Origin of the sequence: Escherichia sp. MOD1-EC4550, from assembly GCF_963876935.1 — a bacterium.
GTDB lineage: Bacteria > Pseudomonadota > Gammaproteobacteria > Enterobacterales > Enterobacteriaceae > Escherichia > Escherichia coli_F.
In genome coordinates, this window is the sequence record NZ_CAWNSE010000023.1 from 33,013 (window position 1) to 44,354 (window position 11,342).

At 36.2% G+C, this 11,342-nt stretch carries 15 protein-coding genes and 2 pseudogenes; 2 read left to right on the forward strand and 15 right to left on the reverse strand.

The window, feature by feature from the left end:
* Window positions 1–94: 94 nt before the first annotated feature.
* Genes AACU19_RS16280 through AACU19_RS16305 form a run of 6 tightly spaced genes read right to left on the reverse strand, consistent with a single transcriptional unit; the run spans window position 95 to window position 3,858 of the window.
* Entirely contained in the window at window positions 95–802 is a 708-nt protein-coding gene (locus AACU19_RS16280) for a hypothetical protein (RefSeq protein ID WP_001227544.1), read from the reverse strand.
* Window positions 744–1,325: a type III secretion apparatus protein OrgA/MxiK gene (locus AACU19_RS16285; RefSeq protein WP_001389479.1), complete on the reverse strand. Its 582-nt coding sequence runs from the start codon at window positions 1,323–1,325 to the stop codon at window positions 744–746. Before AACU19_RS16285 ends, AACU19_RS16280 begins: the two co-directional genes overlap by 59 nt.
* A 15-nt stretch (window positions 1,326–1,340) precedes the next feature.
* On the reverse strand, window positions 1,341–2,075 hold the full coding sequence (locus AACU19_RS16290) for an EscJ/YscJ/HrcJ family type III secretion inner membrane ring protein (protein WP_000875228.1): 735 nt from the start codon (window positions 2,073–2,075) through the stop codon (window positions 1,341–1,343).
* Entirely contained in the window at window positions 2,072–2,404 is a 333-nt protein-coding gene (gene sctI, locus AACU19_RS16295; protein WP_000116717.1) for a type III secretion system inner rod subunit SctI, read from the reverse strand. The genes AACU19_RS16290 and sctI overlap by 4 nt, the downstream gene beginning before the upstream one ends.
* Window positions 2,405–2,423: 19 nt before the next feature.
* Complete coding sequence (locus AACU19_RS16300; RefSeq protein WP_000796272.1) at window positions 2,424–2,663, reverse strand: type III secretion system needle complex protein; 240 nt, start codon at window positions 2,661–2,663, stop codon at window positions 2,424–2,426.
* 13 nt (window positions 2,664–2,676) lie between these two features.
* A complete protein-coding gene (locus tag AACU19_RS16305; protein ID WP_123057632.1) occupies window positions 2,677–3,858 on the reverse strand; it encodes a PrgH/EprH family type III secretion apparatus protein in 1,182 nt (393 codons plus the stop codon).
* Window positions 3,859–4,116: 258 nt separating this feature from the next.
* Here AACU19_RS16305 and AACU19_RS16310 point away from each other — a divergent pair, with 258 nt between their 5' ends.
* A complete protein-coding gene (locus tag AACU19_RS16310; RefSeq protein WP_001195865.1) occupies window positions 4,117–4,617 on the forward strand; it encodes a helix-turn-helix transcriptional regulator in 501 nt (166 codons plus the stop codon).
* Between the two features lies 1 nt (window position 4,618).
* Window positions 4,619–4,912, forward strand: a complete 294-nt coding sequence (locus tag AACU19_RS16315) for an invasion protein (RefSeq protein ID WP_000060687.1) — start codon at window positions 4,619–4,621, stop codon at window positions 4,910–4,912.
* 69 nt (window positions 4,913–4,981) lie between these two features.
* Here the strand turns inward: AACU19_RS16315 and AACU19_RS16320 are convergent, their stop codons facing one another.
* The 9 genes and pseudogenes from AACU19_RS16320 to sctN all read right to left on the reverse strand — a co-directional run bounded on the left by AACU19_RS16320 (window position 4,982) and on the right by sctN (window position 11,337).
* Window positions 4,982–6,094, reverse strand: coding sequence for an EscU/YscU/HrcU family type III secretion system export apparatus switch protein (locus tag AACU19_RS16320; RefSeq protein ID WP_105278287.1), 1,113 nt, complete (start codon window positions 6,092–6,094; stop codon window positions 4,982–4,984).
* A gap of 8 nt (window positions 6,095–6,102) precedes the next feature.
* Window positions 6,103–6,870, reverse strand: coding sequence for a type III secretion system export apparatus subunit SctT (gene sctT / locus AACU19_RS16325; protein WP_105278288.1), 768 nt, complete (start codon window positions 6,868–6,870; stop codon window positions 6,103–6,105).
* A 1-nt stretch (window position 6,871) separates the two neighbouring features.
* Window positions 6,872–7,132: an EscS/YscS/HrcS family type III secretion system export apparatus protein gene (locus tag AACU19_RS16330; RefSeq protein ID WP_000341004.1), complete on the reverse strand. Its 261-nt coding sequence runs from the start codon at window positions 7,130–7,132 to the stop codon at window positions 6,872–6,874.
* A 9-nt stretch (window positions 7,133–7,141) separates the two neighbouring features.
* Window positions 7,142–7,807 (reverse strand): EscR/YscR/HrcR family type III secretion system export apparatus protein, encoded by a 666-nt coding sequence (locus AACU19_RS16335; RefSeq protein WP_000071537.1) that lies wholly within the window; start codon window positions 7,805–7,807, stop codon window positions 7,142–7,144.
* Window positions 7,797–8,784 (reverse strand): annotated as a pseudogene (locus AACU19_RS16340) (YscQ/HrcQ family type III secretion apparatus protein). Before AACU19_RS16340 ends, AACU19_RS16335 begins: the two are co-directional and overlap by 11 nt.
* Window positions 8,744–9,313, reverse strand: coding sequence for a SpaN/EivJ family type III secretion system needle length determinant (locus AACU19_RS16345; protein ID WP_123057633.1), 570 nt, complete (start codon window positions 9,311–9,313; stop codon window positions 8,744–8,746). The pseudogene AACU19_RS16340 and the gene AACU19_RS16345 overlap by 41 nt, the downstream one beginning before the upstream one ends.
* 75 nt (window positions 9,314–9,388) lie before the next feature.
* Window positions 9,389–9,619: pseudogene (locus AACU19_RS16350) on the reverse strand (type III secretion system needle length determinant, SpaN/EivJ family); the annotation flags it as partial.
* Complete coding sequence (locus AACU19_RS16355) at window positions 9,597–10,055, reverse strand: type III secretion protein (RefSeq protein WP_001352967.1); 459 nt, start codon at window positions 10,053–10,055, stop codon at window positions 9,597–9,599. The pseudogene AACU19_RS16350 and the gene AACU19_RS16355, both read right to left, overlap by 23 nt.
* Window positions 10,045–11,337: a type III secretion system ATPase SctN gene (sctN, locus tag AACU19_RS16360; RefSeq protein WP_000734320.1), complete on the reverse strand. Its 1,293-nt coding sequence runs from the start codon at window positions 11,335–11,337 to the stop codon at window positions 10,045–10,047. The genes AACU19_RS16355 and sctN overlap by 11 nt, the downstream gene beginning before the upstream one ends.
* Window positions 11,338–11,342: the final 5 nt, after the last annotated feature.

Below are 11,342 nucleotides of genomic sequence, written 5' to 3' on the forward strand. Positions count from 1 at the left end.
GTGTAAGCAAAATAAGACCAGTGTTGAAAAATCATTAGGCGTTTAAAATATTAGAATTAGATTATATTCAAGTCATTAAACCGGAGACAGTGATCTATAAGTCCTCTGGGTTCTTCAAATCAGAGTTATTCATAGCCAAAGAATCTATTTCACACATTCTTTCAACTAAATAATGTCTGGCATGTTCACAGATTTCATTAACCTTATCAGGGGAAAAACAGTGATTGCTAATTAAATATTGCTCACAATTATCCACAAATTCCTGCGGACTAAATTCAGCAATAAATTGATCTGTAAAAAAAATAAAACGTTTGTCATCATGATATGAAATATGGACATTCCATATTGACTTGTCGACAAAATATGACTCTACTTCAATAGACTTATCTTTGAAACTGGTAGGTATATAGAGATTTAAAGGGCCTGATATTGACGGTAATTTTGTTACCCAACTTTCAAAAAGTTTGATAAAAACTTCAACTTCCTCTGAAGATTTTAACAATATGCTCTTCAGATCGTTTATCATGTTTATTCTGTTTTTTTCTAATTCTGAGCTCAGCAAACTTATCAAGGGTATAAAATTATCCATCACATCAATAATGCCTTTCGCATAGCCATCATAATAACCTTGAATAACTTTTTCTTCTCTCTTTTCCTCAATACTCTGAATTTTTGCGGTGGTTTCAAGAAGGATCTGTTCTTTTAGAGAGACTATTTCTTTCAATCCATCAGAAATTATTCTTTTAATCACAACACCATTTGCAGGAGAGTTTATCAAGCTCATCTCTATTTTTTTTCGCATAAAATGTAATTCTCTCCAAAAGAGTAGACGCAAGTGGTAACGGCAATTGTATATGGTCAACAAAATCAGGAAATAATAAATTAAATCGTTGCTGCATTGCCAACGGTTGTTGCCTTACATAGGGCAACAACGTTGAAAAACCACATGTGATGATATTCTGATAGTTAACGATGCCAGGTTTATATCGTGCCTTTTCATTTATTTCCACCGGTATCGCTGATAAATAATTCCTTAGCACATCAGGAACCTTGTAAAAAAATCCCCGTTCTGCAAACCTTTCTCGATAAAAGTGACAACCACTGAGTAAACAGATCAATGGAAATAATTTCCAATTGTTTATGTAGTAAATAAGTGAACTATTCAGACTGAAATGCTCAACTGAAAGATTGTACTGTAGGAGTATCATTTCATTGGTAATAGATCTAAGTACCGGATTGCTAATACGTGCATTATTCAAACTTACTCGTTGAGGATGAATATAACTAATTGGATCATATATAATCTTTCTTAGGGCAAGATTCATAACGTTCTCATATGTCTACTTATTTTTTAACCTGATTAAATTAGTTAGAATAGCCCTGTACTTCCATAACAGCCAGCAAGTCGCAATGGACATTAATGCAAGTAAGATAGAAACCGGCATAGTCTTATCATAAGCAAAAACAGGTTCGTTAATTTCATATGTTGGTGCTTGTTCAATAATATCTCTTCGTTTTGACAATACGACTGAAATATTCTCATATTGTACGCTTGCAAAGCTATTAACAATAAATCTCTTAATGTCATTTATTTTTATTTCTGGATTGATATCTTTTTCATATACAGCAAGTACAGAAATATGAATTGGTAAAGCAGTTTTGCCACTATCACCTGTATCAACATCGTAACTAACATGTACTCTTGAAGAAACAATGCCATCCATAATTTTGAGAGATTGCTCTAAACGCTGTTCAATAGCAGAATACAATCTTGCTTTTTCCGCTCGTGGAGAGGAAACGAGTGCATCTGCAGGGAACATCTGCGATATTTGAATATCAGGCTTACCCGGGAGATTGTAGATTTTTAGCCAATCCACCGCAGAAGCAAAATCCGTTGGTTCTACATAGATTGAAAATCCAGTTTTGCCTTGATCCTTCTTCTCAGCATTAATATTATGTCTTTGTAAAACAGCAAGGACATCATTAGCTTGCTGTTGATCAAGATGGTTCAGTAATTCCTGCTGCTTGCAACCGCACAACAGCAGGATAAACAAGAATAATGATATATATTTCATGAGCGAGTCAACGTCTCAACTGCAGCGACAATTTTTCTTGCTAATGTTCCCACCAATGAAACCTCGACATTATAATTAAGCACATGATCCTGCAAGACTAATAATTTTTCAGGAGTTAACCCCTTTTTATCAGACCTTAATGCTTGTAACGCATTTTGCTGCCAATTTTCAGTTTGTACCGCATAGTTAGCAAAAGCGGAGATCATTTTATCATCCGGGTTATCAAGATTGAGAACCCGGTCATTTAAATCAATAACTTTCGCTTGCTGTATTTCATGAGCAGTTGATTGCTCAGCTCTATCAATAGGTGGCATATTGCTTACTGACATAATAAAATCCTTATCCAGTTTAGCGGAAGTTTTGTATGATTGCCGAATCAAGATCTTTATACGCTTTTACAACGTTAGATTGCGCATTTCGATATAATGTATACTCAGCTAATGCACTCTGATATTCGGCAAGGAATTTCGGGTCGGAAGGATTGGTTGCTAAATCCTCCAACGCCTTTTCAACTTGTTGGTTAAGATCATCAACGCCCTGATCAAATTGTTTGCTGATATCCATAATATAACCATTCCAATCTGCCATAAGTCCTCCTCAATTATTCCTGAAATGTCCACTTGCTACCTTGAGACTTCTCGAATCGGTTATCTCCGTAGCTAAATGAACTATTGTTTGTGTCCTGATTTTTCAAATTCACATTAAATCTTACATATTGTTTACCCCATTGTTTATAATATTCGTCGACATAATTATTAATTTTATTTAATTCACTGTCGCTTAACGTACCAATGATATTGAAATATACATTGTTAGCTGTTTTATATTTTTCATAAGAAAGACCTATTGCCGACAATGTTTCAATTGCCTGACTTTCCAATACATTATCATCTAATACCGCAATACTTATATTGCTGGCATATGGCATAGTTTGCAGTAATCCTTTAATAAGATTATCGATTAGTTGCTGTGTGATAGCATTCCGTTGCTTACTCACTGTCAGTCTTGGATTACTGGCATCTAATAGCTGTAGTTTAAAATATTGTAGATCTGGGAAATTATCAGCAAGCCATGAAAAAATTCGTATCGATTCATCATCAGGATTTATCACCCGTACTGGCTTTCCTGGTTGATTTTTTTCCAGTGCTTGTTTGACCCAGACAGCTTCATCCAAACTATTGGTATTGATATAGATGACATGATCCCTACCATATAAAATTTCATAATTTCTATTTTTGTTTACAAGAATTTTATCGATATGTCTCAGCTGCGGATCATTACTGGCATTAACAATATAAAAAGCTATAAAAATGATAGCAAAAAGAAAAAATAGCGTTACATATTTAAACAGCGTACTACTTAAGAAATGTTGTCTTGTTGAAGTAATGTTATTTTCAACAATACCTGGTATTGAATACTGCCAAACTTCATTTTTTCCTTTTACAGCAAATTTGAGGCCTAAAACTTCTATTTGCTGATTCAATGTTAACGTTCTATCTTCAGGTTCTTGTGCTGTTAATTCTCTGATTGTTACAACCAGATCAGGGTCGGTAGTGATTATTACCTCAAAACTGCCTGTAAGCTCTCCATAAGGAATGACTATCGTATTCTCTGGTAACTCAGAAAAAGAATCACTTCTTCCTAACGAAACATCATTACCAACGATAACGAGTACACGCCCATTAAGTATTTCATACTCGCATCCATTCAATGGTCCGCTCAATAAACGAATGGCATAAGATTCCAATAAGTCTTGTGATAAGAATTTATCATTATTTCCCATGAATACCACCCGCTAATTCCATAAGCTCTAGTTTAGAGTAGTGTAACAAGACGGAAATTTCATGACCAAATTATGATGACACACAATAAAAAGATTATAATTTTCGAGAACCATTTTAAATGCCTACATACATAACTTTATTTGCAATTTAAGGTATTCACCCTATTCCCTCATTGATATGCAAATATAACAATTACCATTATTTTAAATTTTACACGTAATATTTACCCTAAATGATTTTAGAGTGCAGGTTGGCATATGCAAGTCTTTTCCAGTGATGTCTACTTCACTGTAGGCACTAATGCATTATTAGCATCCCAAAAGGAATATTACAGCGATTTGGTTGCGTTGGTTGATCTTGGACATTCGTTCGTTGTTATTGATGAGCACCAACATCGAAATCTCAAACCAAATACAGAACCTGTAAACACCCTTTTGAGCAACAATTTCATCAGGATCAATAAGAATATTACATTATCTGATTTAACGCATTTCCTGGTTTCGAATCTTCATACACAAAATGTGTATTCCACTCAAGAACCACTTACCCATGATGAGATAGATATCCTGCGGTTATGTGTTTCTTATTCGTTAAAACAAATAGCCATTATCAAAGGAATTGATTATAAAACAGTATCATATCACAAAATAAGAGCCCTAAATAAACTTAACATAAAAGGTACTGTTGAGTTGTTTATAGCACTCTGTGAATGGGATAAACATTATTTTAAACTCCAATCTTGCATAAGAGAAAGTTGATATGTCATTAGTAAGATATAATAGTAAAATCATAATAACTGTCGCGCTGATATCGTTGCTCTCTGCATGCACCAGAGAAAATTCATTAAAGGATACTCAGAATAAAAGAAGTGGCGAATCTCAAGCGATAGTAGATGCAAGACAGTTCTTTAGCGAACACCCGGAATATATATCATCAGCAGAACTAGAGCAGAAACTATATCGCGAATTTGCACAGGTTACGACTGTTCCAGCTTATAAAGAGATGAGTATGTATCAATTGCTTGTCATTTCGCAAGATCGTTTAACACATTAAATAAGAATCTACACGCTTTTTGCGTGTAGATTCTTATAAATTTCCGACTATGATAGATGTTTAATTTTTTTAATTATTGTCTTTATTCTCACTTTTTGTGTCTTCACCTTCTTTGAATTTATCTTCTGAGGGGAGCAGTTCATCTGGAATAGGTTGTCCAGCATTCTCCACATCTTCAAGCCACAGCAGAAGACGCAAGATCTCATCTATATTTTCGAAGCTAACATAATCGTAGCGACGATGGGTAGCATAAATTTTTCGTGCTAATTTTTTATCTGTAATAATTGGTATTCCGATTTCTTTTGCATATTTCCTTACGGCTAATGCGACCTCATTAGTTTCTCTTACAGAAATCAATGGTATAGGTGACAGATGTGGCTTAAAGTATATCCCTATGGCAATGTGCGTAGGGTTGGCAATCATCAGACGGCTATTACTGACATCAGATTTCAATTGCTCTGACAGAATTTCTTGATGGCGTTCTCTGCGTTTAGACTTAATTTCTGGATTTCCTTCTTGTTCCTTGTATTCTCTTTTAACTTCTTGTTTATCCATTTTCATATCTTTCATAAATAAAAAATACTCAGCGATAAAATCAAATATTAGAACAATTATCATACTGCCGAGACAATATAGTATGAGAAGGAATAGCATCTCTCCCCAATCTGATAATAAAGATATGATATCTCCATCAAGAGTTTTAAAAAGCAGTGATTTATGGTTACTCCAAAATACTTTGATCGCCAATGCAAAAAAAATAATATAAAGTATTGCTTTGACAAATTCTTTTACGGTTTTTAAGCCAAATATACGTTTTAAGCCATTTACTGGATTTAATGAATCAAACTTAAACTTAATAGCTTCAGTTGCTAATTGCATTTTACTTTGAAACCATGAGACAAGTATTGTTGTAAACATGCAAACCAGCAAAAAAGGAATGATCGTTTTCAACCAACCTATCCCCATAGCTTTAAAATAGTCCCAAATATCCGGTTTAGCGTTATGATCAAGGATGTATTCAAGCATCGACATAATATGATGCACATCAAATACATATCCGAGATATAAAGTGCCCACAAGCATTATTACAGAGACTGTTAAGTCTCTACTTTTTAGAATTTGCCCCTTTTTAGAAGCATCCTGGAGTTTCTTTTGTGTTGGCTTTTCAGTTTTATTTGCCATGAAACACTCTATTTATCAATGTATAATTGCAATTGTTCTGGGAAAAAGGATAACGGCATAACTCGTTCAGCCAGTATTGGGCCAAAATAAATAATTAATATTAAAAATGCCAGCGCACTTTTGACAGTCAGTGAGATGGCAAAAGCATTTAGTTGTGAAGCATAGCGTGCCAGCAATCCCAGGACAGCTTCACCGCCCAGCATAACCGCAATCACGGGGCTTGCGTAAACGATAGTATGAGTCATTATATTATTAATATATGAGAATAAAGGCTCTAATTTAGGAAAATTAAAATTTCCTGAAGGCCATAAGTTATAACTTTGCCATAGAGTCTCCAGAATAAAGTTCAATCCACCGTTAGTAAGATAAACTGCTGCAGAGAAAAGGTTAAATAATCTTGCTAATTCCGATGTATCGACACCTGTAGCCGGATCCAAAGTACTACTTAACGTTGCACCACGTTGGTTATCGATAAAGCTGCCTATAGCAAGGAAAATCCAAAATGGGGATGCTAATAAGCAAGCAATAAACAACCCTATAATAATTTCTCTGACAGCAAACAAAGCGATATCTATTTCATCTAGGGTAGATAATTCATAGTGGTAATGCTGAACTAATGCACATGATACCACTATTATTATTGGATGGCGGACTACTGTTGGTATATTCCCACTGGCGAAAAATGGTAACAAATAGAAAGTTGGTGCCAATCGGCAAAAACCGAGCGCTGTAGCAGCCAGCAGACTATGCAACTGATAGAGTATCGCCTCCCCCATGCTATCCTCTCGCGAATGCTAAATTAAGCATTTCGATACCAAACGAATATAATTTTTCACCATACCATCCGCTCATTAAAAAAAAGCAAATACTTACGCACAATAATTTGACGCCAAATGGCAAAGTCTGTTCTTGCAACTGTGTTACCGTTTGAAAAAGCCCTACCAATAAACCAACAAATGTCGCAACTGCAATAGGTCCTGCAGACATAACTAAAATCAGATACAGCGCCCTATTCCCCGCAAAAACAATGTCGTCCATATTTTTTCCTCAGGGATTAATGGATAGGTCAAAATATTGTAAAATGAGTCCTTTCGATAACATTGTCCAACCGTCCATCGCGACAAACAGAATTAATTTTATCGGTGTAGATATGGTTACCGGACTCATCATCATCATACCTAACGTTAACAGAACGCTGGATATAACCAGATCAACTACAACAAAGGGTAAATAGATATAGAAACCTATAATAAATGCACTTTTTATCTCACTCAATGCATATGCCGGGAGTAACGAGAAAATTGAAATATTCTCATCATCGATTATCTCTTCATTGTCTTCAGAACTATTCACCTTCTGAATCTTTTCAAAAAAGCTAACCAACTCCGGTTCAGAATATTTTATCAAATATGATTTATAACCACTCATGCCTGTCTCAACAAAATTAACAACCGACGCTACATTATTGAATGAAAGATTCTCATTCTGACTGTTATTATATATTTCCTTCCCAACCGGCATCATTACGAACATTGACAATAGCAAAGCTACCCCATTAAGTGTCATATTTGATGGCACTTGCTGAAGTCCCAGTGCGTTTCGGACAATAACAAAAACAATCGAGAATTTAATAAAACATGTCCCGGATGCTATTATAAACGGCAATAGTGTAAATAATGATAATATCGCTATCAGCGAAATGCTATTTGACATTATTATTCCCTGATAACCAAGAATGAATTTCTACGCCCAATTTATCATCCACTTCAACAAGTTCGCCATAGCCAGTTAGCGCGCCATTTACACGTATCTCTATATTTTTCTCAGCTTCAGGAAGCAAAGATATAATTCTTTTTGCACAGAGATCGTCTATTTCATATAGATTCATTATTTTCTTTCCAAGAACAAACTCAATTTTTACAGGCAAGTCTTCAAAACTATTAATCTGCTGATAGTCATTTTCATCATTAATCTCGATTTCGCTTTTTTTGATATCAAAGTCATCTGTTTCAAAATCTTCCTCGTACTCAAAATGATCAGCCATTTTTAACTCCTCTGGATAAATCAGATCACAAATCTTTGTATTATAAATAACCGCATAAGCAAAATTATCTGAAATTAATAAAACATCACCAACTTCAATATCAACAATGGTTCTATAACATGTTTTACTAAACCCAATTACAAAATGAATGGGCCAATATAATGTTTTTTTGTCTAGCGTTAGAGCGTTTTCGTATTGGCAGACCGTGACTTTATCTAACCAAACATTTAATTCCCCTGTCCATATTCTTATTAGTGGTTGAGCTGGACTCAATACTCCATCAAATACTTTACCTACACACAAACGATTATATTTTAGTTCAGGATACTTTAGATTTAACGGGGTACTAGATAAACTGAGCCATTCCACTATTAACCTTTCCGTTTCTGGCATTAAAGCCATCCCAGCGAGCTCGGCAGAAATTAAGGGAAATATTTCTCGAAGTAACACCCATCCAGACCAGCTGCCGCTCTCTTCTGCTATCGGTAGCCATTTGGCGCTAAATTCGGGCATTAATAACGCAACATCTTCACCATTTTCTTTCCAGTTTTGAAAAGTGGTTTCAAAGGAATGAGTGTTTCCATTTACTTTTCTCAGACCGAACATTAACTTTCGTCCTTCTGATCGTTTTCGAATTTACCTTCATTTTCTTGCTCATCATGAGGCTGATGTCGTTGCCCTTGTCGTTCATCTTGCTCAGTCAATACCCAACGTTGTGCTGTAACATCATTGTGTTGGGCTTCATGGAGTCTGTCGGAGACAATCGTGTCTGATGGTTTTAGTCGTATCCCTTCACTACTTTCCAGAATCCGAACTGTATGATTCTGTCCCCAACGCTGAAACTGATATGTCAATTCATTTTCGGGTACATTGGCACTATTAACAGAATTATTTATATCATTCTGATTGAGCGTATGAACATTCCTTTGCTTTTCGATATGTTGAGTAAACATGGTTTTGTTATCAGCAAACCTTCTTTCGTTAGTAATATCTAATAAATGGGCCTGCTCTCCATTTTTTTTGTCTCCATCGCGATATTTTTTTTCACGCTCTTTATTATTACTGTGGTTTTGAACCGTGATTTTTTCTGTATGGATACCATTATGGATTCCCCCCTTAAATTGTATCGTTTTATCAGATAGTTCAGAATTAACACCCTGATCTCGTGAAGTCATATTGAGGACTTTCTTTGTAGAAAGTTGCTCTATTCCATTTGTTTGCAAAGAAAAAGATGAATTCCTGTCAACCTGGAGAGACGATTTGTTATCAATAGACTTCATTTGCCCATTCTTTTTCTCTAAGATAGGGAAATGACTATCCTGAGTCTGACGTAATAACTGTAGAATGGATCCAGCGACAATCTCTCTCATATCTTTATTTTTTTTGGTTTTCTTTAAGAAACTGTCTAAATCTGTAGCAGAATTCTCGGATGTGCCAGTGTTTAAAATTTTATAATGTTCAATTTTCTTGACTTCGTCCATTATATTTCTCTTCCTGTTCAATCTCGTCTTGATAAAACATCTGATTTGAAAATTCTTTTTTGATTCGCTTCTTTAGTCGTTGGTACTTTTCTCCTTTTAACCACCAGTGTTTTCTTTGTGCTTGCTGTTGAACTATTTCCTTGTTAAGTATTTTTCGCCGTTCTGCTATTTTTTGCTTTTCAAGATTTATCTCAGCGATCTGTTGTTGAATGACGGCAACTTTACGTAACGAGTAAAATATATCCTTGCGAAATACAACTTCGCCGCGCAACTCCTTCATATCTAAGAGTGACTGTAGATTTTTAAGTTGCATATCATACAGGTGTTCCTTTTCGGCTAACTTTTCTTTTTCTGCATTTAACTTTTGTAATGATGCTTCACATGCAGCCAGGCTCTGCGTCGTTCTTCTGATAAGTCGATTAACTTTACTTAACAATTCGTTCAAGCTCTTTCAGCGTTTCACTCATTGGCATTTTTTCATTAACTGACTGTTTTAACCAATTTGTGAGTTTAGGCCGGGCATTCATGGCAAAATCATTTTCAGCATTTTGACCAGCGCGGTATTCCCCTAAGTCAATAAATACCTGTAGATCTTCCAAAGTTGTGAGGATCTTCCTTACCCGTGCAGCATTATCTCTGTGTTTTTCATCAGTGACCTGACCAAATACTCGACTCACACTTTTTAGAACATCTATTGCCGGATAATGACCTTGCCCAGCGAGTTTGCGACTTAGATAGATATGGCCATCAAGGATTGAGCGAATTTCATCCCCCAGTGGGTCTGATTCATCCTCCCCCTCCAGTAATACGGTATAAAAGGCAGTAATACTTCCTTTTAGTGTTGGTCCCGGCCTCTCCAGTAAGCGAGGTAAACTGTCAAAAACAGAAGCAGGATAACCACGTCTGGCCGGTGGTTCACCCGCTGCCAGCTTCATATCGCGTAGTGCTCGTGCATAGCGCGTCATTGAGTCGATAAAAAGTACAACTCTCTTTCCTCGATCTCTAAAATACTCTGCCACGGTTGTCGCCATCAGGGCGGCATTACACCGATCTACTGACGAAAAATCAGAGGTGGCATAAACCAAAACACATTTTGCTGCATTTACTGATTTTTTCAGCGATTCCGCGCATTCCGTAACTTCCCTACCACGTTCGCCAATCAAGCCAATAACAAACACATCAGCTTCAGTATTGTTTACGAGCATATGCATTAAAACCGTTTTGCCACAGCCAGCCGATGCGAAAATCCCAACACGTTGACCAATGCCACATGTCAGTACGCCATCAATGACTCTTATCCGTGTCTCTAGTGGTGTATTAATAACTCGACGTTCCTGATACGACGGTGGCAGTTCATCAATCAGGCGTAAATTTCCCCTATCCCCTGGAGTGACCGGGACAAACCTTTCCATAATTTGACCAGAAGCATTCAAAACTGAACCAAGAAAGGCATCACTGATCTGTATGGTTAACTGCTCTCCCGTTGGTTTCAATACTGCAGTACGTGTAAGCCCCACAGAGCTGCCTATAAGGTTTAATAATGTCTTTCCATTGCGAAAGCCAACGACCTGAGCCCTGGCTATACGTTCATTTGCTTGCCAGCTCGCATAAATTTCGCATACTTCGCCCACTGAAACGTCGTCAAGCTCTGCTTCAATCAGCGAGCCGTTAATGCTATGTAAGTAGCTGTATTTATTTAATAGTTTTAATTTTTTCATACCAG

Coding starts and splice junctions, on each gene's coding strand:
- AACU19_RS16280 (WP_001227544.1), bottom strand. CDS start 802: ATGCGAAAAAAAATAGAGATGAGCTTGATAAACTCTCCTGCAAATGGT.
- AACU19_RS16285 (WP_001389479.1), bottom strand. CDS start 1,325: ATGAATCTTGCCCTAAGAAAGATTATATATGATCCAATTAGTTATATT.
- AACU19_RS16290 (WP_000875228.1), bottom strand. CDS start 2,075: ATGAAATATATATCATTATTCTTGTTTATCCTGCTGTTGTGCGGTTGC.
- sctI (WP_000116717.1), bottom strand. CDS start 2,404: ATGTCAGTAAGCAATATGCCACCTATTGATAGAGCTGAGCAATCAACT.
- AACU19_RS16300 (WP_000796272.1), bottom strand. CDS start 2,663: ATGGCAGATTGGAATGGTTATATTATGGATATCAGCAAACAATTTGAT.
- AACU19_RS16305 (WP_123057632.1), bottom strand. CDS start 3,858: ATGGGAAATAATGATAAATTCTTATCACAAGACTTATTGGAATCTTAT.
- AACU19_RS16310 (WP_001195865.1), top strand. CDS start 4,117: ATGCAAGTCTTTTCCAGTGATGTCTACTTCACTGTAGGCACTAATGCA.
- AACU19_RS16315 (WP_000060687.1), top strand. CDS start 4,619: ATGTCATTAGTAAGATATAATAGTAAAATCATAATAACTGTCGCGCTG.
- AACU19_RS16320 (WP_105278287.1), bottom strand. CDS start 6,094: ATGGCAAATAAAACTGAAAAGCCAACACAAAAGAAACTCCAGGATGCT.
- sctT (WP_105278288.1), bottom strand. CDS start 6,870: ATGGGGGAGGCGATACTCTATCAGTTGCATAGTCTGCTGGCTGCTACA.
- AACU19_RS16330 (WP_000341004.1), bottom strand. CDS start 7,132: ATGGACGACATTGTTTTTGCGGGGAATAGGGCGCTGTATCTGATTTTA.
- AACU19_RS16335 (WP_000071537.1), bottom strand. CDS start 7,807: ATGTCAAATAGCATTTCGCTGATAGCGATATTATCATTATTTACACTA.
- AACU19_RS16345 (WP_123057633.1), bottom strand. CDS start 9,313: ATGACTTCACGAGATCAGGGTGTTAATTCTGAACTATCTGATAAAACG.
- sctN (WP_000734320.1), bottom strand. CDS start 11,337: ATGAAAAAATTAAAACTATTAAATAAATACAGCTACTTACATAGCATT.